Source organism: Piscinibacter defluvii (assembly GCF_004011805.1).
In the GTDB taxonomy this organism is placed as follows: Bacteria; Pseudomonadota; Gammaproteobacteria; order Burkholderiales; family Burkholderiaceae_C; genus Piscinibacter; species Piscinibacter defluvii.
Genome location: NZ_RCHJ01000003.1, coordinates 629081 through 648604, shown reverse-complemented (window position 1 = coordinate 648604; position 19524 = coordinate 629081). Strand labels below are relative to the sequence as shown.

Annotated in this window: 19 protein-coding genes; 17 read left to right on the top strand and 2 right to left on the bottom strand. The window is 68.9% G+C overall.

What is annotated here, in order from left to right; all coding sequences use genetic code 11:
* Positions 1 to 81 precede the first annotated feature (81 nt).
* On the bottom strand, positions 82 to 1371 hold the full coding sequence (locus D9C15_RS12600; RefSeq protein WP_240668390.1) for a type II restriction enzyme NmeDI-related protein: 1290 nt from the start codon (positions 1369 to 1371) through the stop codon (positions 82 to 84).
* A 546-nt stretch (positions 1372 to 1917) separates the two neighbouring features.
* Positions 1918 to 2496: a MerR family transcriptional regulator gene (locus tag D9C15_RS12595; RefSeq protein WP_240668389.1), complete on the bottom strand. Its 579-nt coding sequence runs from the start codon at positions 2494 to 2496 to the stop codon at positions 1918 to 1920.
* Between D9C15_RS12595 and D9C15_RS12590 the strand changes: the two genes are divergently transcribed.
* The 17 genes from D9C15_RS12590 to D9C15_RS12510 all read left to right on the top strand — a co-directional run bounded on the left by D9C15_RS12590 (position 2495) and on the right by D9C15_RS12510 (position 19519).
* Complete coding sequence (locus D9C15_RS12590) at positions 2495 to 2935, top strand: hypothetical protein (protein ID WP_127997769.1); 441 nt, start codon at positions 2495 to 2497, stop codon at positions 2933 to 2935. The two genes, D9C15_RS12595 and D9C15_RS12590, sit on opposite strands and share 2 nt — an antisense overlap.
* 197 nt (positions 2936 to 3132) lie before the next feature.
* A complete protein-coding gene (locus D9C15_RS12585) occupies positions 3133 to 3564 on the top strand; it encodes a hypothetical protein (RefSeq protein WP_127997768.1) in 432 nt (143 codons plus the stop codon).
* Between the two features lie 78 nt (positions 3565 to 3642).
* Positions 3643 to 3942, top strand: coding sequence for a DUF2933 domain-containing protein (locus tag D9C15_RS12580; RefSeq protein WP_127997767.1), 300 nt, complete (start codon positions 3643 to 3645; stop codon positions 3940 to 3942).
* Positions 3943 to 3954: 12 nt separating this feature from the next.
* Positions 3955 to 4605, top strand: a complete 651-nt coding sequence (locus tag D9C15_RS12575; RefSeq protein ID WP_127997766.1) for a methyltransferase family protein — start codon at positions 3955 to 3957, stop codon at positions 4603 to 4605.
* A 77-nt stretch (positions 4606 to 4682) separates the two neighbouring features.
* Positions 4683 to 5288, top strand: coding sequence for a ubiquinol-cytochrome c reductase iron-sulfur subunit (petA, locus tag D9C15_RS12570; protein WP_127997765.1), 606 nt, complete (start codon positions 4683 to 4685; stop codon positions 5286 to 5288).
* A 9-nt stretch (positions 5289 to 5297) separates the two neighbouring features.
* Complete coding sequence (gene ppk2 / locus D9C15_RS12565; protein ID WP_127997764.1) at positions 5298 to 6170, top strand: polyphosphate kinase 2; 873 nt, start codon at positions 5298 to 5300, stop codon at positions 6168 to 6170.
* Positions 6171 to 6194: 24 nt separating this feature from the next.
* Entirely contained in the window at positions 6195 to 8693 is a 2499-nt protein-coding gene (locus D9C15_RS12560) for a heavy metal translocating P-type ATPase (RefSeq protein WP_127997763.1), read from the top strand.
* Between the two features lie 67 nt (positions 8694 to 8760).
* Positions 8761 to 10482 (top strand): copper resistance system multicopper oxidase, encoded by a 1722-nt coding sequence (locus D9C15_RS12555; protein WP_205854782.1) that lies wholly within the window; start codon positions 8761 to 8763, stop codon positions 10480 to 10482.
* A gap of 26 nt (positions 10483 to 10508) precedes the next feature.
* Entirely contained in the window at positions 10509 to 11204 is a 696-nt protein-coding gene (locus D9C15_RS12550; RefSeq protein WP_164886714.1) for a copper resistance protein B, read from the top strand.
* Positions 11205 to 11225: 21 nt separating this feature from the next.
* On the top strand, positions 11226 to 12548 hold the full coding sequence (locus D9C15_RS12545; protein WP_127997761.1) for an MFS transporter: 1323 nt from the start codon (positions 11226 to 11228) through the stop codon (positions 12546 to 12548).
* Between the two features lie 2 nt (positions 12549 to 12550).
* Positions 12551 to 13165 carry a LemA family protein gene (locus D9C15_RS12540; protein WP_127997760.1) on the top strand — a complete coding sequence of 205 codons (615 nt, stop codon included), beginning with the start codon at positions 12551 to 12553 and terminating at the stop codon, positions 13163 to 13165.
* A complete protein-coding gene (locus tag D9C15_RS12535) occupies positions 13162 to 14043 on the top strand; it encodes a TPM domain-containing protein (RefSeq protein WP_127997759.1) in 882 nt (293 codons plus the stop codon). The genes D9C15_RS12540 and D9C15_RS12535 overlap by 4 nt, the downstream gene beginning before the upstream one ends.
* 2 nt (positions 14044 to 14045) lie before the next feature.
* Complete coding sequence (locus D9C15_RS12530) at positions 14046 to 14543, top strand: TPM domain-containing protein (protein ID WP_127997758.1); 498 nt, start codon at positions 14046 to 14048, stop codon at positions 14541 to 14543.
* A 23-nt stretch (positions 14544 to 14566) separates the two neighbouring features.
* Entirely contained in the window at positions 14567 to 15925 is a 1359-nt protein-coding gene (locus tag D9C15_RS12525; protein WP_127997757.1) for an MBL fold metallo-hydrolase, read from the top strand.
* The gene (locus tag D9C15_RS12520) at positions 15922 to 17460 is read left to right on the top strand and encodes a thymidine phosphorylase family protein (protein WP_127997756.1); all 1539 of its coding nucleotides are present in this window, start codon (positions 15922 to 15924) and stop codon (positions 17458 to 17460) included. The genes D9C15_RS12525 and D9C15_RS12520 overlap by 4 nt, the downstream gene beginning before the upstream one ends.
* Positions 17457 to 18356 (top strand): ribose-phosphate pyrophosphokinase, encoded by a 900-nt coding sequence (locus D9C15_RS12515; RefSeq protein WP_127997755.1) that lies wholly within the window; start codon positions 17457 to 17459, stop codon positions 18354 to 18356. The genes D9C15_RS12520 and D9C15_RS12515 overlap by 4 nt, the downstream gene beginning before the upstream one ends.
* Complete coding sequence (locus tag D9C15_RS12510; protein ID WP_127997754.1) at positions 18353 to 19519, top strand: S1C family serine protease; 1167 nt, start codon at positions 18353 to 18355, stop codon at positions 19517 to 19519. Before D9C15_RS12515 ends, D9C15_RS12510 begins: the two co-directional genes overlap by 4 nt.
* Positions 19520 to 19524 lie beyond the last annotated feature (5 nt).

Sequence of the window (19524 nt, the reverse complement as noted above, 5' to 3'; positions counted from 1 at the left end):
GGCGACGTGCCTTCGCCGTGCGGAGTCGTGCCGCGGAAGTCTGTCATGGGTGGTGCAGGGGCAGGCGCGGTTTTGCGCCGGTCACAAGGCCTCGGAGATTTCCAGGAGGGGCCTGAGCCCCGCGCCGAAGCGGCCGATGGCTGCGCGGTGCGTGCGCAGCTCACCGTACGGCAGGTAGCGGATGCCGAGTTCGGACACGCGAGAGAATGCCGGGCGCCGCAGTTGCTGCGCCACCTCGTCGCGCCGGTCGTCGGGCGCGACCAGGAACATCGTGGTGCCCGCCGCCACCGCGCTGCCAAGCGCCAAGTCCAGCATGCGCACGATGCCTGAGTAGATGGAGGTCGAATGCTCGACCTCGAAGGCGGCCGCGACGCGCCCGCCCGCAGCCTCGAGCCAGACCACGTCGATCAGGCGTACCGACTCCGCGGCGCCGTCGAGCTCGACGGGCAGACACTCGAGGCAGCCGTCGCCGAGTCGTCCGTCCAGGTAGTCGCGCGAGCGATCGTTCGACGCGATCCACACCTGGAAGCCCAGGCCGAGGCCGAGATCACGTAGCCAACCCTGGATCTCCGTATGCGTGGTGTCGCTCTCGCGCTCGAGCGACCACTGCCGGTGCTGCGCGGCCGTGTCCTCCCGCACGCGCGCGAGGTCCGCCTGCCACGACCGCGCCGCCGCCGGGTCGTGCTCGCGCGGCGGCGCGTCGTAGCGACCGGAGCCGATGTCGAACAGCAGGCCCGCGACCGCGCCAAGGTCGTTGGACAGGCGCGAGCGATGGTCGGCGTTCAGGCGCATGACCCCTTCGCGCATCGAAAGGTAGTGGTCCCAGCGCCCCAGCTTGACGTTGCTGCCGGTCAGCGCGTTGTAGCCCCGCACGATCGCGGTGTTGAACGGGACGACAAGTGTCGGGTGGATGAAGTACAGCAGGTTGGCCACGGCCGGCCCCAGGCCCTTGACCTGCTGGGCGTCAAGCCGGCGGATCGCATCGATCACTGCCTCGGCCGTGTCACAGCAGTCACAGGCGTGCAGCAGTCGCCCGAAGGCACGCTGGTTGTCCTCGCTCTCGTAGATGTCCGGGATGCGCAGCTTGGGCTTCCACAGGAAGGCGTGGTCCGCACCCTTGAAGATCTGCCGCTGCTCGGCGATCGACGACACGACGGTCTCCAGCGTCGAGCCCCGATAGACGTTGCCGAAACTTCCACCCTCGATTTCGCGCACGATCTGCCCGATGCCGCGCCGGATCGAGCGGAAGTTCTTCAGGCGCTCTTCCCACAGGAACCAGGTGCGGTACGTCGCATGCGGATCGGCCTTCCAACGGTCGATCAGGGCGTCCCGCTGTGCGGCAGGGGTCATCGGCAAAACAGCTTGTTCCATGGCCTGCAAGCTTAGCGCCATCGCCAGTGGCGCCACCGCGGCCGCGTGCGGTGCGAGCAGGGCATGTCCACTCCCGGCAGCGTCTGTCGGTCGATCCTGACGACATCGTCATCAATCGGTCAGGTTCTGGTCGGCCAAGGCCGCGTACCGTGATCTCCTGCCCTGCAGCAAGCCAGGGAACACGTCGCTGCCAATCCCGGGAAGCGCGCACTTTGAAAAAGGAGATGGACATGAGGACTATCGCAGTCTAGCTGGCGCTCGCCGGTCTGGCAGTCGGCTTGGCGTCGGCGGCATCCGCCGGAACGGAAGGTGCCGGCACCGGCGTCCCGCAGGTGGCCGCCAAGCGCCTCGGCGGAAACGCGCCGTCGACCGCCCTTGCCGAGGTGGGGCTGTCGGGCGTTCCGATGCGTCAAGCGACGGTCGGCTTGGGCGCACAGCGACTGACTGCGGCGACGCCCGTGGCGTCGGCGGTGAATGTGTCGGGCGTCCCTTTGGCGCGCGCCAAGCGACTTTGACGGATGGGCCGTCCGTCCCGGTCACGCCCCATCAGGTGGGAGACCTCGCGCCGGCCAGAGTTTCGATGATCGGGCAGGCCTGCATTGGCCCGGTCTGCTTGCAGCGATGCAGCAACTCGGACAGCGCCCCGCGCATTCGATGCAGGTCCGCAAGCTTGTCCTCGATCTGGCCCAGCCGCGCCTGGCTGACCGACTGGATGGCCCGGCGGTTGCGGCCGTCTTCCAGGTCCAGCAGGGTACGCACCTCGTCCAGCGTGAAACCGAGCGTCTGCGCGCGCTTGATGAACGCGATTCGGTCGATCGTCGCAGCGGGATAGACGCGAAAGCCGCCGTTCGCCGCCGGCACACGCAGCAGTCCGCGAGACTGGTAGTAGCGCACCGTCTCCACGCCCACCCCGGCTGCCTTGGCAAGGCGTCCAATGGTCAAGGGAGAGGGTGTCTCCAGTGACGGGGGGCCTGCGACCACCCTTTTTTTCATGGCGGAATGGTATGTCCGGATTCCGTAGTTGACCCCAGAGCTGGTTTGACGACGATCAACCTTTCCGATGCAATATCCGGCGAAACTTCCACGGTAGATTCTGCGAATCTGCGCACGCAACTGCTTGAACATGACCCTGACCGCCAGCCGCCACCACAAGCGCAGCATCGCCCTCACGATGTTGCTCGTGTGGGTGTTTGCGCTGCTGTCGGGAGTGGCGAATGCTTGTCTGACGGAACCGCGCGGCGAACTGGCGTATGCCGGCACGCAGGTTTTGCAGGCAGACCATCCGGCGCCAGCCGCTGTGCAACCCCACGCGGCGGATCAAGCGCAGCACGGCGAGCACCCCGACAAGGCGCCGTGCCAGAAGTCCTGCGACGCGTCGTCGCAGACGCTGCTGAAGCAACTTCCCAAGTTCGACACGCCTGATCAGTTGGTCCTGGTTCCTGCGCCTCACAGGCAGGCCAGCGACCTGCACATGGCGCCGGCCGCCCTGGTCCGCGCCGCTCTTGCAGCGGTTCCACCGCCCTCACCCCCTCCGCGGGTGCAGTTCTCCCGGCTCGCGCTGTAGCGCGCCACCCCCGGGTCGCAGCGACGGACGATCCAGCGCGTCCCTTGCTGGCGGCCCGCCGCGCAGCGCCGACCTGTTGACTCCGTAGCCGACTACGGATCGCACAGTCGGACCGCAAGTCGCGGCATCACACCCTCGACCGGCCACCGGGCCGACCAACCGCCGACCGATCGTTCTCTCGCTTCCAGGAGGCTTCCATGTTCCGTTTCCGCACCCTCGCCGTTGTTGCGACCCTCGCCGCTGTGTCCGTGGCTTCGTTCGCGCAGGACGACCAGCACAAGGCCCATCACCCTGCCGGCGCAGCTTCCGCGGCGATGCCTGCACCGGCCACCGGCAAGCCCGCGGGCATGCCCGACATGGCCATGATGGACAAGCACATGAAGGCCATGCAGGCGATGCACGAGAAGATGGCCAGCGCGAAGACGCCGGCGGAGCGCGAGGCCCTGATGGCCGAGCACATGAAGCTCATGCAGGAAGGCATGTCGATGATGGGAGGCACGGTGCCCGGGAAGGCACCCAACGCCGCCGCGCGCCAGCAGATGATGGAGAAGCGCATGGACATGATGCAGTCGATGATGCAGATGATGATGGACCGCATGCCCATGTCTCCGGCCGCACCGGCCAAGTGATCCTCGTACGCGCCCGAAAGCACCGGTCGAACCCTTCGATTCGCCGGGCCGAACCGAGAGCAGCACAGGAGTCCTTCCATGGATCATGACCACGACGAGCCAAACCGCCGAGCCCGCGGCTTCTGGCGCAGCCGATATGCCATCGGACTGCTGGTGTTCGCAGCGATTGCCCTGTTCTTCCTGCTGACCGAACACCGCGCGCACACCCTGGGCGCCTTGCCCTACCTGCTGCTGGCTGCGTCACCGTTCCTGCACATCTTCATGCACCGCGGCCACAGCCACGGTGATGCGCACGATGACAAGGGGCCTTCGGACGACCGCGCTGCAGGTCCAGGAGCGTCCGACGGGCGTTCCCGGAAGACGCACCACCACCACTGAGGGGATCTGCAGATGAATCACGACCAACCCGGCTACGGACTGTGGATGCTGGTCATCCTCAATTCGGCCATCTTCCTGATGTTCGCCTTCAGCTTCTTCAAGCCGCAGACCGGCCGCGACTGGCGCACCTTCGGGGCCTTCGCGGCCTTCGTGGTCGCACTCTTCGTCGAGATGTACGGCTTCCCGCTGACGATCTATCTGATGTCGGGCTGGCTGCAGACGAAGTACCCCTCCCTGGACCTGATGTCGCACAACAGCGGGCACCTCTGGTCGACGCTGCTCGGTGAGAAGGGCGACCCGCACTTCGGGGTGCTGCACATCGCCAGCTACGTCTTCCTAGGGCTGGGCTTCTACCTGCTGTCCGCGGCCTGGAACGTGCTGTACCACGCCCAGCGCGCCAAGCGGCTGGCGACCACCGGTCCCTATGCGCGCATCCGCCACCCGCAGTACGTCGCCTTCGTGATGATCCTGCTGGGCTTCTTGCTCCAGTGGCCCACGCTGCTGACGCTGGTGATGTTCCCGATCCTGGTGGCCATGTACGGGCGTCTTGCCGTCACGGAAGAACGCGAGATGCGCGAGCGCTTCGGCGCCGAGTTCGACGCCTACGCCGCGCGTACCCCACGCTTCGTCCCCGCACTGGGCAACCGCGCCTCGGCTGCCTGAGGCCAGCGAGCGCATGCGAAAGACAACCGGAGCTGCACCGTGGTCCACAACGTAGTACAGCCTTGCGGGAGACTACCGTGACGAACTATGTCCTCCCTGCCGATTCGCCAGACGATGCGGACCGCCGGCTCTGGCTCGGCGCGGCAACGGCCGCCGGCGGCGCGGGATTGGTCGCCACTGCGGCGCCCTTCGTGGCCTCGCTCGCGCCCAGCGAGAAGGCGCGTGCACTGGGCGCACCGGTCGACGTCGACCTGGCCAGCCTGCGCCCCGGCGAACTGCGCACCGTGGAGTGGCGCGGCAAGCCGGTGTTCGTGCTGCGCCGCACGCCCGAGATGGTCGATGCGCTGACGCGGCACGACGCGCTGCTCGCCGACCCGCAGTCGCGCCGGTCGGAGCAGCCCGAAGCCGTGCGCAATGCGCTGCGCTCGAGCCGGCCCGACCTGGCGGTGATCGAGGCGGTGTGCACCCACCTGGGCTGCGTTCCCAGCTTCCGACCCACGCCCGGGAGCCCGGACATCGGCGCGCAGTGGCCGGGCGGCTTCTACTGCCCCTGCCACGGGTCGAAGTTCGACCTCGCCGGCCGCGTGTTCAAGAACGTGCCGGCACCGACCAACCTGACCGTGCCGCCGCACCGCTTCCTCTCCGAGGCCGTGCTGCTGATCGGCGCGGACCCAAGCGCCTGAAGGCCCGCCATGACTAAGAAGCACAAGAAGCAAGACAAGCACGACAAGGTCGGCTCCGGCGCGGACAGCGCAGGCGGAGCGGCCACACCGAGGTCGGACGGCGCAACGCCCTCGGACCGATCCCTGTCGAGGGAAGAGTACGAGGCGCAACTGCACGTGCTGCAGGTCGAGTTGGTCAAGCTGCAACGCCACTTCATCCGCTGCCAGGACCGGATCCTCGTGGTGCTCGAAGGCCGCGACGCCGCCGGCAAGGACGGCAGCATCAAGCGCATCGTCGAGTACCTCAGTCCGCGCGAGACCCGCGTCGTGGCGCTGGGAAAGCCTTCAGACCGCGAACGCAGCGGCTGGTACTTCCAGCGCTATGTGCCGCACCTGCCCGTGGCCGAGGAACTCGTGCTGTTCAACCGCAGTTGGTACAACCGTGCCGGCGTCGAGCACGTCATGGGCTTCTGCACCAAGGAGCAGCACGAAGAGTTCATGCACTCGGTGCCGAAGTTCGAAGAGATGCTGGTCGGATCGGGCATCAAGCTGTTGAAGTACTACCTCGACGTCAGCAAGGACGAACAGGTCAAGCGCCTCGAGGAACGCCGCCGCGACCCGCTCAAGCAGTGGAAGTCGAGCCCGATCGACGCGGTGGCGGTCAAGCACTGGAAGGCGTACTCCGCCGCGCGTGACGCCATGCTGATGCGCACGCATACGGCGACGGCGCCGTGGCGAATCGTGCGTGCCGACAACAAGCGCCTGGCCCGGCTCAACCTGATGCGCGACATCCTTTCGCGGCTCCACTACGCGGGCCGGAAGGACAAGCTCGTGCGACCCGACCCCGACATCGTGTTCGTGTTCTCCCCCGATTGCCTCGAGGCCGGCCGCCTGGCCCGCTGACATCCCATCCAAAGGATCCTCCCCATGAAGACAAGCACCGTAGAAGTCGGCGAACTGGTCTCGAGCCTGAGCGCCGCCGGCGTGCAGCGCCAGATCGCCGCGCTGCCGGGCGTTCACCACGTCGACGTGAACTACGTCGCCGGGAGCGCCACCGTTCACTACGACGAGACGAAGACCTCGCTGGAGGACATCCGACGGCGCGTCATCGAGTGCGGCTACCACTGCCGCGGCGAGATGCTGCCCGCGCACGTCTGCCCACCCGAGGGGCATTCCGAGGCCCACGGGCACGCAGCGCACGCTGGCCACGAAGACCATGCCGCGCATGGCGCCCACGCCGGGCATGCTGCTCACGGTCACGGTGGGCATGCCGCCGCGACGGCCTCCGCCTCGACCTCTGTCACCACGAAGGCCTTACCCCCCACGCCACATGCGGGACACGCCGGCCACGGCGGCGAGGCCGCCCACCAGATGAGCGACATGATGCACGACATGGGCCACGCGCCCGGCATGTCGATGCAGGACATGGCCAACGACATGCGCAATCGCTTCCTGGTCGCGCTGCTGTTCGCGATTCCGGTGTTCCTCTACTCGCCGATGGGCAAGATGTTCGGCGACTTCGCGACGCCGTTCGGGATGGATCGCAACCTCTTCCTGTTCATCGTCGCGACCGGCGCCATTGCCTATCCCGGCTGGCCGTTCTTCCTCGCCGGCTGGCGCGCGGCGCGCAACAAGGTGGCGAACATGGCGACGCTGGTCGTGCTGTCCGTCGGTACCGGCTACGTGTTCAGCCTCGGCGCCACCTTCTTCTACGAAGGTGAGGTGTTCTACGAGGCGGCCTCCGTGCTGCTGGTGTTCATCCTGCTCGGCCACTGGCTGGAAATGCGTGCGCGCGCCGGCGCTTCCGACGCGATCCGCGCGCTGATGGATCTGGCGCCGCCGATGGCCACCGTGCTGCGCAACGGCGTCGAGACCAAGGTGCCGACTTCCGAGGTGCTGGTCGGCGAGACGGTGGTCATCAAGCCGGGCGACAAGATCCCGGTGGACGGCAAGATCACCGAGGGCGCATCGCAAGTCGACGAATCGATGCTCACCGGTGAGTCGATGCCGGTGAAGAAGGTGGTCGGCAACGCCGTGATCGGCGCAACCATCAACAAGAGCGGCAGCTTCCGCTACCAGGCCACCAAGGTCGGCGCCGACACGGCGCTCGCGCAGATCGTCAAGCTGGTCCAGGAGGCGCAGAACTCGAAGGCGCCGGGTCAGTTGCTGGCCGACCAGGCGTCGCAGTGGTTGGTCCTGATCGCCATCCTCGTCGGCCTGACGACCTTCGCGGTGTGGTTCTGGGTCCTCGGCCAGCCGCTGCTGTTCGCCCTCACGCTCACCATCACCGTCTTCGTGATCGCCTGCCCGGACGCGCTCGGCCTGGCCACGCCGATGGCGATCATGGTCGGCACCGGCCTGGGCGCGATGAACGGCATCCTGTTCAAGAACGCCGCGGCGCTGGAGAACGCCACCAAGCTGACGGTGGTTGTCTTCGACAAGACTGGCACCCTGACGCTGGGCCAGCCGGACGTCGTCGAGATGGTCCCGGCGCCCGGCACGACCGAGGCGCAGCTGCTGTCCGCCGCGGCTGCGGTGGAGAAGTTCTCGGAGCACCCGCTTGCGCTGGCGGTGCTCAAGAGAGCCGGCCCGGACACGCCGGAGACGGCAACCGCCTTCACCAACATCGACGGTCAGGGCGCACGCGCGACCATCGGTGACGACGTCGTGCTGCTCGGCAACCGCAAGCTGATGGAAGCCGAGCAGGTCAGCCTGGCAGGACTGGCGGCCGAGGCGGCACGGCTCCAAGGCGGCGGCCGTACGGTCGTCCACGTGGCGCGCGGCGGCCGCCTGATCGGCCTGATCGCGATCGCCGATGCGGTGCGCCCGACGTCCAAGGCCACGATCGCCAAGCTGCAGGAACGCGGTGTCAAGGTCGCCATGATCACCGGCGACAACCAAGCCACCGCCGAGCGCATCGGCAAGGAACTCGGCATCGACATCGTGCTGGCCGATGTGCTGCCGGGTCAGAAGGCCTCGAAGATCAAGGAACTGCAGGCCCAGGGCCACAAGGTCGCCATGGTCGGCGACGGCATCAACGATGCCCCGGCCCTCACGCAGGCCGATGTCGGCTTCGCCATCGGCGCGGGCACCGACGTGGCCATGGAAAGCGCGCAGGTGGTGCTGATGAAAAGCGACCCCTACGACGTCGTCGGCGCGATCGAGTTGTCGCGCGCGACGCTGCGCAAGATGCACCAGAACCTGTGGTGGGCGGTGGGCTACAACGTGATCGCCTTCCCGCTCGCGGCGGGCGTGTTCTATCCGTTCACGCTCTCGCCCGAGGTCGCGGCGCTGTCGATGTCGGGCAGCTCGGCCATCGTCGCGATCAACGCGCTGATGCTCAAGCGCACCAAGCTCGCCGGCATCCGCAGCCCCCACCCCTCGCCGGCCGCGCCGTCGCCGGTGGCGCAGGGCGCGTCGGCCTGAAGCCGAGCTGCAACCGGCCGACCCACACATCCCCGACCCCATCGTCGAACCCACAGGAGTCCTTTCGATGAACCCCCACAACGCCGGCCGGAGGGCCGCCGCAGGCCACGCCCTGCCGAGGCGCCGCTTCCTGCAGGGCACGGCCGGCATGGCCGCTATGCTGGCCTGGCCGCTCGGCGCCAATGCCGTCGTGAAGGAATCGCACCTCGCCCTGCCGCTGTCGTCCTCGCGGGTCGACACCAAGTTCGAACTGACGCTGGCGCGCACCCAGGTCAACTTCACCGGCACGGCGGCGTCGGCCATCACCCTCAACGGCACGGTTCCGGGCCCGCTGCTGCGCATGCACGAAGGTCGTGAGGTCACGATTGCCCTGACCAATCGTCTCGACGAGGTGACCGCGGCGCACTGGCACGGGCTGAAGGTCCCGAACAACATGGACGGCGTGCCCGGCGTGACCTTCCCCGGCATCAAGCCAGGCGAGACTTTCCAGTACCGCTTCGATCTGCGGCAGAGCGGCACCTACTGGTACCACAGCCACGCGATCCTGCAGGAACCCGCCGGCTTCTACGCCCCGCTGATCATCGACCCGCAGGGCCGCGAGCCCTTCGGCTACGACCGCGAGTACGTCGTGATGCTGTCCGAGTGGGTCGACACGCCGCCGGAGAAGGTGCTGGCGAACCTGAAGAAGGTCGAGGGCTACTACAACGACCGCCGCCAGACCCTGCCCGACCTCTATGCCGAACTGAAGGCGGCGCGCAGTCCGCAAGAGCGCGAGGCGATCTGGAACGAGCGCGTGGCCTGGGCGCGCATGCGCATGGATCCCACCGATGCCACCGACGGCGGGAGCCAGTGGCGGTTCCTCGTGCACGGCCAGCGCGTCGAGGACAACTGGACCGCGCTGTTCAAGCCCGGCGAGCGAATCCGCCTGCGCCTGATCAACGCGTCGGCGATGAACTTTTTCGATGTGTCCATCCCCGGCCTGGACCTGACCGTCGTGCAGGCGGACGGGCAGAACGTGCGGCCGGTCAAGGTCCGCGAGCTGCGCATGGGCAACGGCGAGACCTATGACGTGATCGTGAAGCCCACCGAGCGCAAGGCCTACACGCTGTTCGCCGCGACCTCGGGGCGCATCGGCTTCGCGCGCGGCACGCTCGCGCCCGAACTCGGCATGGAGGGCGAGATCCCGCCCATGGGCCCTCGGCCCGTGCGCAGCATGGCCGAGATGGCCGGCGCGCATGGGGGTGACCACGGTGCCGCGCCGGCGTCCCAGGCCGCCCTGACCGCGGACCCGCACGCGATGCACGGTGGCATGAAAGGCATGGAAGGCATGCCGATGGGAGACGCGAAGGCGACCGACTCGCTCGGCGACGGACTGAACGACCGCCTCGCCTACGCCGATCTCGAGGCGCTGACGCCGTTGCGGCTGCCCGCGGGCCCGGCGAAGAAGATCGACATGCGTCTGACCGGCGACATGAACCGCTACATCTGGTCGATCAACGACAAGAAGCTGTCGCAGGCCACCTTCTTCGAGGCGCGCGTCGGCGAGCGTCTGGAGATCCGCCTGATCAACGAAACCATGATGGAACACCCGATGCACATGCACGGCGCGTTCTTCGTGGTCGACAACGGCAAGGGCGAGCGCGCTCCGCTCAAGCACACCGTGATCGTCAAGCCGGGCGAGACCATCACGGTGCACACCAGCTTCGACGAACCGGGGCCCTGGGTCTTCCACTGCCACCTCTTCTATCACGCGGCCGCCGGCATGGTGCAGGCCATCGTCGTCAAGTGAACCGTTCGCTCATGGAACACGCACGCATGAACACGAAGAAGAACCACCGGGCCGGCTCTTTGGCGCTCGCGCTCGCCGCGGCACTGGCCCGCTTGGCCGGCCCCGCCCGCGCCATGGAGGACGACGCGATCTTCCAGGCCACCCGCATCGAGGTCGATGCCGGCCGCAGCGACTCGAAGAGCGTCGCGGCCTGGCGCGCCGATGGCTGGATCGGTACCGACTACAACCGTTTCGCTTGGCGCACCGAGGGCTCGCGCCGCGACGGCCGTCTCGAGGACGCCGAGGTGCAGGCGCTGTACAGCCGCTATGTCGCGCCCTTCTGGGACCTGCAGCTCGGCCTGCGCCGCGAACTCAAACCCGAGGCACGGAACTTCGGTGTGATCGGCGTGCGCGGCTTGGCACCCTACGCCTTCGATGTCGACGTGGCCGCGTTCGTACGCAGCGACGGGCGCCTGTTCGCCCGCACCCGCGCCGAGTACGACATGTTGTTCACGAACCGCCTCATCGCCAGGCCCTTCGTCGGTATCGACTGGGCGGCCCGATCGATCCCTTCGGACGGCATCAAGGCCGGGGTGAGGTCGTCGGAGTGGGGACTCAACGTGCGCTACGAAATCGCGCGCGCCGTCGCCCCGTACTTGGAGGTCAGCCGCCAATGGCAGCGCGGCGCCGACGGCGGCGCGAGCGTGAACTCGGTGCGGGCCGGACTGCGGCTGGTGCTCTGATCCATCCGCCGGGTCGACGCGATGAACCGCCCACTCCACATCGGACCACAGCGATCGCCGGCGGCGTCGGGGCTGGGGGCGTGGCAACTGACGTGGCTGGCGGCTGCCGTCTTCGTTGTCTCCGCCGGCTATGGCGCGTTGATGCCGTTGTTGCCGGCCTGGCTGGCGCCGCTGATGGCGGCCGACGGCCAGGCTGAGGTCTCGCGCCACGTCGGCCTGCTCAGCGGCCTGTACGCCGCGGGGGTGCTGGTCGGTGCGCCACTATGGGGCCTGGTCTCCGATCGTTGGGGCCGGAGCCGCATCCTGGTGATTGGCCTGGTCGGCTATGTCGCCAGCCTGCTGCCCATGTTGCGGCCTGACTGGATCGGGCTCGCCGGCATCTACGCGTCGCGCGGGGCCACCGGCTTCTTCGTCGCTGCCGTCGTACCTGTTGTGCCCGCGCTCGTCGCCGAGCACACGCCGCAGGCCCAGCGCGCCCGCCGGTTCGCGTGGCTCGGCGCCATGTCGTTGCTGGGCTTCCTGTTCGGACCGGGGCTCAATGCCGGCGCCGTGCAGGTGTCCACCGCGCTCGCCAGCGCCGGCGCCGGCGCCTTCGATCCGACGGATCTGGTGATCGTCATGTCGGCGGCGCTGGGCGGGCTGATGATGCTGGGACTGGCCGCCACCCTGCCGCGCGTCGCACCAGCCGCCCCCGAAGACGACACGCTGCCGGCGTCTGCCGATCGCAAGCGCGCGATGGCGCTGTGGGGACTGAACGGCACGGTCATGTTCGTGCTGGCCGGCTTCGAACTCGGCATCGTTTTGCAGGGTCAACAGCACCCGACGCTGTCGTCGCGCGAGATCTCGCTGATGTTCGCCGAGTGCAGCCTCGTGATGCTCGGCGTCAACGCGCTGCTGTTCTTCACCGGGCTGCTCGAGCGCGCCGCCGGCCGCGGCGTGATGGCGGCCGGGCTCGTGCTGGCGATCGCCGGGTTGGCGATGCTGGCGCAGCACCGCAGCGACGCCTGGATGTACGTCGGCGTCAGCTTCACCGCCGCGGGCACCGGCCTCGTGCTGCCGACCATCTCCTACCTCGCGGCCGGAGCGTCCCGGCGGCGGCTCGGCGCGACGATGGGCGGGCTGGCTGCGGCAGCGGGCTTCGGGCAGACGCTCGGTTCGGCGGCCGCCGGCTGGCTCTTCGGCGCGGTGGCCCAGCTCAGCTTCGCGTGGCTTGCGTTGCCTCTGCTCGCCACGCTGGGCACCCTGATCGTGCGGCCCGCGTGGTGGTCTCTCGAGGACCCTCTGCCCCGGTCGCCGCGTGTTCCTTCCGACCCCCTTCCCCAACGACACCCCCAGGAGCCCTGACCATGCGCCACTTCCTCGTCACCCTTCTCGCCGTGCTGACGCTCGCGCTGTCCGGGTGCGGCTACAACACCTTCCAGTCCACCGACGAGCAGATCAAGGCCAGCTGGTCGGAGGTGCTCAACCAGTACCAGCGCCGCGCCGACCTGATCCCGAACATCGTCGCCACCGTCAAGGGCGAGGCCAACTTCGAGCAGGAGACTCTCACCAAGGTGGTCGAGGCGCGCGCCAAGGCCACCTCGATCCAGGCCACGCCGGAGCTGGTCAACAATCCCGAGGCGTTCAACAAGTTCCAGGCCGCGCAGGGTGAACTGTCGAGCGCGCTGTCGCGCCTGCTGGTGGTCACCGAGAACTACCCCAGCCTGAAGGCCAACCAGGGCTTCCAGGATCTGCGCGGGCAGCTCGAAGGCACCGAGAACCGCATCACCGTGGCGCGCGGCCGTTATGTGAAGGCCGTGCAGGACTACAACGTCGCAGTCCGCACCTTCCCGAGCAACTTGACGGCGATGGTGTTCGGCTACGGCGTCAAAGCTAATTTCAGCGTCACCGACGAGGCGGCGCTCGCGGTGCCGCCGAAGGTCGATCTCGGCGGCATCGGCGCCTCGGGTGCCAAGAAATGACAGCAGCCCGCGTCCCGGTTGGACGCTTCCTGCGCTGGCTCGCCGTCTTCTGGCTCCTGTGCTCGGCCGCACTCGGCGCAGCCGCCCAGGACCTGGTCCCGGTACCGCCTCTGCAAGGTCGGGTGACCGACCTGACCGGCACGCTGACGGCACAGCAGAGCGCCGCGCTCGAGCAATCGCTGCGCGCGTTCGAGGAGCGCAAGGGCACGCAGATCGCGGTGCTGATCGTGCCGACGACGCGGCCGGAGGCGATCGAACCCTTCGCGCTGCGGGTGGTCGAGCAATGGAAGCTGGGCCGCCGCAAGGTCGACGACGGCGCGTTGCTGCTCGTTGCGAAGGACGACCGCGCCGTACGGATCGAGGTCGGCTACGGGATCGAAGGCGCACTGAACGACGCGACAGCTGCGCGGGTCATCGCGGAGGTCATCACGCCGCGCTTCCGGCAGGGCGACTTCTATGGGGGCCTCACTGCAGGGCTGGATCAGATCGTGCGCGTCCTAGATGGCGAGGCCCTGCCACCGCCAACGCGGCGCGGCTCGGCAGCCGCTGACAACGGCCTGGGGCAAAGCTGGCCGGTGCTGTTCATCGTCGCGCTGGTGCTCGGCGGCGTGTTGCGGCAGGTGCTGGGTCGGGTGCCCGGCGCCCTGGCTGTCGGCGGCGTGCTTGGCGTCGTCGCCTGGTTCGCGCTCGGCACCCTGGCCATCGCAGCCACCGCGGGCCTGACCGGCTTCTTCGTCACGCTGCTGGGTATCGGCATGGGCGGCCACGGTGGCATGCACGGTCATGGCGGGCACCGCGGCGGTGGCTTCGGCGGAGGCGGCGGGTTCGGAGGCGGCGGCGGCGGTTTTGGCGGGGGCGGTGCCTCCGGCAGGTGGTGAGCATGGATCTCGCACGACTCCTGCATCACCTCGCGACGACCTCGGCGCGTGTGCGTCGCGCGTTTCCCGCGTCCGCGCTGCGGTCGATCGAGCAGGCGATCGCCGCGAGCGAGGCCACCCATGCGGGCGAGCTTCGATTCGTCGTCGAAGGCGCGCTCGACGGCCTGCCGCTGCTGCGTGGCCAGACGGCGCGCGAACGCGCCATCGAGCTCTTCGCGCGACTGCATGTCTGGGACACCGAACACAACACCGGTGTGCTGATCTATGTGCTGCTGGCGGACCGGCGCGTCGAGATCGTCGCCGACCGGGGCATCCATGCCAGGGCCGGTGCCGAGGCCTGGTCTGCCATCTGCCGCGGCATGGAAGCGGACTTCGGTGCCGGCGACTTCGGCCGCGGCGCCGTCCAGGGCATCGAAGCCGTCACGCAGCTGGTGACGCGCCATTTCCCTCTTGCGTCCGGCGACCGCAACGAGTTGCCCGATGCGCCGCTCCTGCTCTGAACACACACCACAAGAGGACTCCCATGCAACTGCAATTCCTCGGGGCCACCGGCACCGTCACCGGCTCGAAGTACCTGCTGCGCCACGAGGGCGCGACGCTGCTCGTCGACTGCGGCCTGTTCCAGGGCTACAAGCAACTGCGGTTGCGCAACTGGGCACCGATGCCCGTGCCGGCCGCCGGCATCGACGCGATCGTGCTGACGCACGCCCACATCGACCACAGCGGCTACGTCCCGCTGCTTGCGCGCCAGGGCTTCAAGGGCAAGGTCTACTGCTCGGAAGCGACCTACGAGCTCTGTCGCATCCTGCTGCCCGACAGCGGCCACCTGCAGGAGGAGGAAGCCGAGTACGCCAACCGGCGCGGCTACTCCAAGCACAAGCCGGCGCTGCCGCTGTACACCCGCGAGGACGCCGAGCGCTGCCTGAAGCAGTTCGTCCCCCGGCCCTACGGCAGCCCGTGGAGCCCCGCTCCCGGACTGCAGGCGCGCATGGATCCGTCGGGGCACATGCTGGGCTCCGCCTTCGTGAGGATCGACGACGGTCGGCGGTCGATCCTGTTCTCCGGCGACATCGGTCGTCCGAACGACCTGGTGCTGGTCGCGCCGGCACGCGTCCCGGGTGCCGACTACGCCGTGGTCGAGTCGACCTACGGCGACCGCCAGCACGAGGCCAGCGACCCGCTGCTCAAGCTCGGTGAGGTGATCAACCGGACGGCCGCTCGCGGCGGTGTCGTGGTGATCCCGGCCTTTGCCGTGGGCCGCGCGCAGAACCTGATGTACTGCATCCATCTGCTCAAGGAGCGCGGCGTCATCCATCACCTGCCGGTCTACCTCGACAGCCCGATGGCCACCGACGCGACGCGCATCTATCACACGCACCGCAGCGAGCACCGGCTGAGCCCCGAACAGTGCGAGGCGATGTGCCATGCGGCGACGATCGTCAACAAGCCCGATGACTCGCGTGCGCTGAGCGCGCGGCGCGGGCCGATGGTCATCATCTCAGCCAGCGGCATGGCCACGGGCGGGCGGGTCGTCCACCACCTCAAGGCCTTCGCGCCCGACCGCCGCAACACGATCCTGTTCGCGGGCTACCAGGCCGGCGGCACGCGCGGCGCGGCCATCCTGCAGGGCGCCACCTCGGTGCGCATTCATGGCGAGGACGTGCCGATCCACGCCGAGGTGGCGTCGCTGGACAGCCTGTCGGCGCATGCCGACGCCGGTGAGATCCTGCAGTGGCTGCGCGACTTCGACGCGCCACCCACGCAGACCTTCATCACGCACGGCGAACCGGCGGCGGCCGATGCGATGCGATCGCGCATCGAGCACGAACTGGGCTGGCCGTGCCGCGTGCCCGACTACCTGGAGACGGTGGACCTGTCATGAGCGCGGATCCGACCTCCGCCCACGGTGACGGTACCGACAACACGCTGCGCGCCTGGCGCACCGGCATCGACACTTACCAGGAGCCGGTCGTCTACATGCGGCGCGATTGCGCCGTCTGCCGCTCCGAGGGCTTCACGACCCAGGCGCGCGTCCAGCTCGATGCCGGCTCCGGCAGCATCGTGGCCACGCTCAGTGTCGTGGATGGGCCTTGGCTCGGGCACGGCATCGCGGGTCTGTCCGAGGCGGCCTGGAGGGCGCTGCATCCCCAGCCGGGCCAGTGGATCACCGTCAGCCACGCGCCGGTGCTCGACTCGCTCAGCCATGTGCGCGCGAAGGTCTACGGCCGCCGTCTTGATGCCGGCGCATTCCGCGCCGTCATCGGCGACATCGCGGCCGGCCGCTACTCCGACTTGCACTTGGCCACATTCATCACCGCGTGCGCAGGCGACCACCTCGACCTCGACGAAACCGTCTCGCTGACGCGGGCGATGATCGACGTGGGCGAGCGGCTGGACTGGGGCCGCGACGTGGTCGTCGACAAGCACTGCGTCGGCGGCCTGCCGGGCAACCGCACGACGCTGCTCGTCGTGCCCATCGTCGCGGCCTGCGGGCTGACGATGCCCAAGACCTCGTCGCGGGCGATCACCTCTCCCGCCGGCACGGCCGACACGATGGAGGTGCTGGCCCCGGTCGACCTCGACATCGCCGCGATGCGGCGCACGGTGGAGCGCACTGGCGCCTGCATCGTCTGGGGCGGATCGGTGCGGCTGAGCCCGGCCGACGACATCCTGATCCGCGTCGAGCGTCCGCTCGATCTCGACAGCGAGGGACAGTTGGTCGCCTCCGTGCTGTCCAAGAAGGCAGCGGCCGGCTCGACGCATGTGCTGATCGACTTGCCGGTGGGGCCGACGGCCAAGGTCCGCAGCGCCGAGGCTGCGCAGACGCTCGGACGCCGCCTCGTCGAGGTCGGCCGGGCCATCGGGTTGCAGGTGGCACTGCGCATCACCGACGGCCTGCAGCCGGTCGGGCGCGGCATCGGCCCGGGCCTGGAGGCGCGCGACGTGCTGGCCGTGCTGCGCCGACAGGCCGACGCGCCGGACGATCTGCGGCAGCGTGCGCTGCGCCTGGCCGGCGACATCCTCGAACTGGGCGGCGCCGCCGCGGCGGGTTCTGGACTGCGCCTGGCGACCGAGGTCCTCGCCGACGGACGGGCCTGGGTCAAGTTCGCCGCCATCTGCGAAGCCCAGGGCGGCCCGCGCGACGTACCGGTCGCGTCGCACCGCCAGGTCGTCGAAGCACCCTCGGCCGGCCGCGTCACGGTGATCGACAACCGGGTGCTGTCACGGGCCGCCAAGCTCGCAGGCGCCCCGAACGCGCCGACGGCGGGCATCGACGTGCACGTCCGCCTCGGCGACATCGTACGAGCCGGGCAGCCGCTCTTCACGCTCCATGCGCAGGCGCCAGGCGAACTGGCCTACGCGCGGCAGTACGTCGAAGGCCGTCCACCCATCTTCCAGATCTCGGAGGCGTCTTGAGACCGATCGTCTTTCATCTGCCCGGCGACGAGGGCTTCGCTGATCGGCTGGTGCGTGCGCTGCAGGCCGAGCGTGCCGCATTGGAACTGCACCGCTTTCCGGACGGTGAATCGCTGGTCCGCCTGGACGCCGACGTGACGGGCCGAACCGTGGTGCTCACCTGCAGCCTCGCGCGGCCCGACGAGAAGACCCTGCCGCTGCTGTTCGCGGCCGACGCCGCACGCGACCTCGGCGCGGCGAAGGTCCTGCTGGCGGCCCCCTACCTCGCCTACTTGCGGCAGGACCGGCGCTTTCATGCCGGCGAGGCCGTGACGTCGCGCTCCTACGCGGCGCTGCTGTCGACCGCCTTCGATGCGCTCGTGACGGCCGATCCGCATCTGCACCGCTACCACGCGCTCGAGGAGATCTACCGCATTCCGGCACGGGTCGTGCACACGGCGCCGCTGATCGCCCGCTGGGTCGCGGCACAGGTCGTACGTCCGCTGCTGATCGGCCCCGACTCGGAGAGCGAGCAATGGGTCTCGGAGGTCGCCGCCGCCGCCGGCGCGCCGTGGACCGTGCTGCAGAAGATCCGCCGCGGCGACCGCGATGTCGAGGTCAGCCTGCCGGACATCTCGGCGTGGCGCGACCGCCAGCCGGTGCTGGTCGACGACATCGTCTCGAGCGCACGCACCATGATCCAGGCCGTGGCCAGCCTGCGTCGCGTCGGCCTGCCGGCGCCGCTGTGCATCGGCGTGCACGCGCTGTTCGCGCCGGGCGCCTACGAGGAACTGCTGGCCAGCCGGCCGGCCCGCGTGCTCACCTGCGACACGGTGCCGCACGCATCCAACGAAATCAGCGTCGTCGAACCGATGGCGCGCGCGCTTGAAGAGTTGATGGAGGGAACCACGTCGTGAACAACAATCAACCGACCCTTGTCCGGCGGCTGTGGCTGCTCGTCGCGCAGGTGATCGCGGTGTCGGCCGGCCTGCTGATCGCCTGGAAGGCTTTCGGGCCAGAACCCGTGGCGCCGGCCCGCACCGATGTCGTGGCGCTGCGTGAGGCGCCCCATGCCGATGCATCGGCGTCGGCACCGGCCGGCAAGGCCGTCTCGACCCGCCTCGAAGCGGGCTTCCGTGCTGCGTCGGCCAAGGCGTCGGCCTCGGTCGTCAACATCTACACACGCAAGACACCCCCACGCCAGTTGCCTGGCTGGCTGCGACCCTATGGCGGCTCCGACGAAGAGGCGGCGCAGGGGCAATCCAGCCTGGGCTCCGGCGTCATCGTCGCCGCCCAGGGTTTCATCCTGACCAACAACCATGTCGTCGAGGGCGCCGACGAGATCGCCGTGATGCTGCCCGGCGGGAAGGTGGCCGAGGCGCGCGTCGTCGGCACCGATCCCGAGACCGATCTCGCCGTGCTGCGTGTGGACGCCAAGGGCCTGCAGCCGATCACCTTCGCCGATCCTGCCTCGGTGCAGGTCGGCGACATCGTGCTGGCCGTCGGCGATCCGTTCGGCGTCGGCCAGACGGTGACGCAGGGCATCGTCAGCGCCACGGGCCGCAATCGACTCGGCATCAACACCTTCGAGAACTTCATCCAGACCGATGCGGCGATCAACCCCGGCAACTCGGGCGGCGCGCTGGTGGACACGTCCGGCCACCTGGTGGGCATCAACACGGCGATCTACTCGCGCAGCGGCGGATCGCAAGGCATCGGCTTCGCGATCCCGGTGAGTCTCGCTCGGCAGGTGATGGAGCAGATCATCGCCACCGGCCGCGTCAGCCGCGGCTGGCTCGGCGTGAGTGCACGCGACGTCATCCACGAAACCACGGGTGCCGCGGTCGGCGCCGCGCTGGTCGCTGTGCAGCGCGGCGGCCCGGCGGACCGCGCCGGACTGCGGGCCGGTGACGCCGTCGTCTCGATCAACGGCAAAGAGATCGGCGACACGGCTGCGCTGATCAACGAAACCGCTGCGCTGAATCCGGGGACGAAAGCACAGTTCAAGGTCATGCGTGGCCGTGAGGCGCTTTCGCTGGCGGTCGAACTGGGGCAGCGCCCCATCACCCGCAAACCGTGATGCCG

Bases quoted from the DNA above. Each gene is read 5' to 3' on its own strand.
- D9C15_RS12575 (WP_127997766.1), top strand. From the start codon at position 3,955: ATGAATCACGACCAACCCGGCTACGGACTGTGGATGCTGGTCATCCTC.
- D9C15_RS12535 (WP_127997759.1), top strand. From the start codon at position 13,162: ATGACAGCAGCCCGCGTCCCGGTTGGACGCTTCCTGCGCTGGCTCGCC.
- D9C15_RS12540 (WP_127997760.1), top strand. From the start codon at position 12,551: ATGCGCCACTTCCTCGTCACCCTTCTCGCCGTGCTGACGCTCGCGCTG.
- D9C15_RS12595 (WP_240668389.1), bottom strand. From the start codon at position 2,496: ATGTTCAAGCAGTTGCGTGCGCAGATTCGCAGAATCTACCGTGGAAGT.
- D9C15_RS12525 (WP_127997757.1), top strand. From the start codon at position 14,567: ATGCAACTGCAATTCCTCGGGGCCACCGGCACCGTCACCGGCTCGAAG.
- ppk2 (WP_127997764.1), top strand. From the start codon at position 5,298: ATGACTAAGAAGCACAAGAAGCAAGACAAGCACGACAAGGTCGGCTCC.
- D9C15_RS12520 (WP_127997756.1), top strand. From the start codon at position 15,922: ATGAGCGCGGATCCGACCTCCGCCCACGGTGACGGTACCGACAACACG.
- D9C15_RS12560 (WP_127997763.1), top strand. From the start codon at position 6,195: ATGAAGACAAGCACCGTAGAAGTCGGCGAACTGGTCTCGAGCCTGAGC.
- D9C15_RS12555 (WP_205854782.1), top strand. From the start codon at position 8,761: ATGAACCCCCACAACGCCGGCCGGAGGGCCGCCGCAGGCCACGCCCTG.
- D9C15_RS12600 (WP_240668390.1), bottom strand. From the start codon at position 1,371: ATGGAACAAGCTGTTTTGCCGATGACCCCTGCCGCACAGCGGGACGCC.
- D9C15_RS12580 (WP_127997767.1), top strand. From the start codon at position 3,643: ATGGATCATGACCACGACGAGCCAAACCGCCGAGCCCGCGGCTTCTGG.
- D9C15_RS12585 (WP_127997768.1), top strand. From the start codon at position 3,133: ATGTTCCGTTTCCGCACCCTCGCCGTTGTTGCGACCCTCGCCGCTGTG.
- D9C15_RS12590 (WP_127997769.1), top strand. From the start codon at position 2,495: ATGACCCTGACCGCCAGCCGCCACCACAAGCGCAGCATCGCCCTCACG.
- D9C15_RS12550 (WP_164886714.1), top strand. From the start codon at position 10,509: ATGAACACGAAGAAGAACCACCGGGCCGGCTCTTTGGCGCTCGCGCTC.
- D9C15_RS12530 (WP_127997758.1), top strand. From the start codon at position 14,046: ATGGATCTCGCACGACTCCTGCATCACCTCGCGACGACCTCGGCGCGT.
- D9C15_RS12545 (WP_127997761.1), top strand. From the start codon at position 11,226: ATGAACCGCCCACTCCACATCGGACCACAGCGATCGCCGGCGGCGTCG.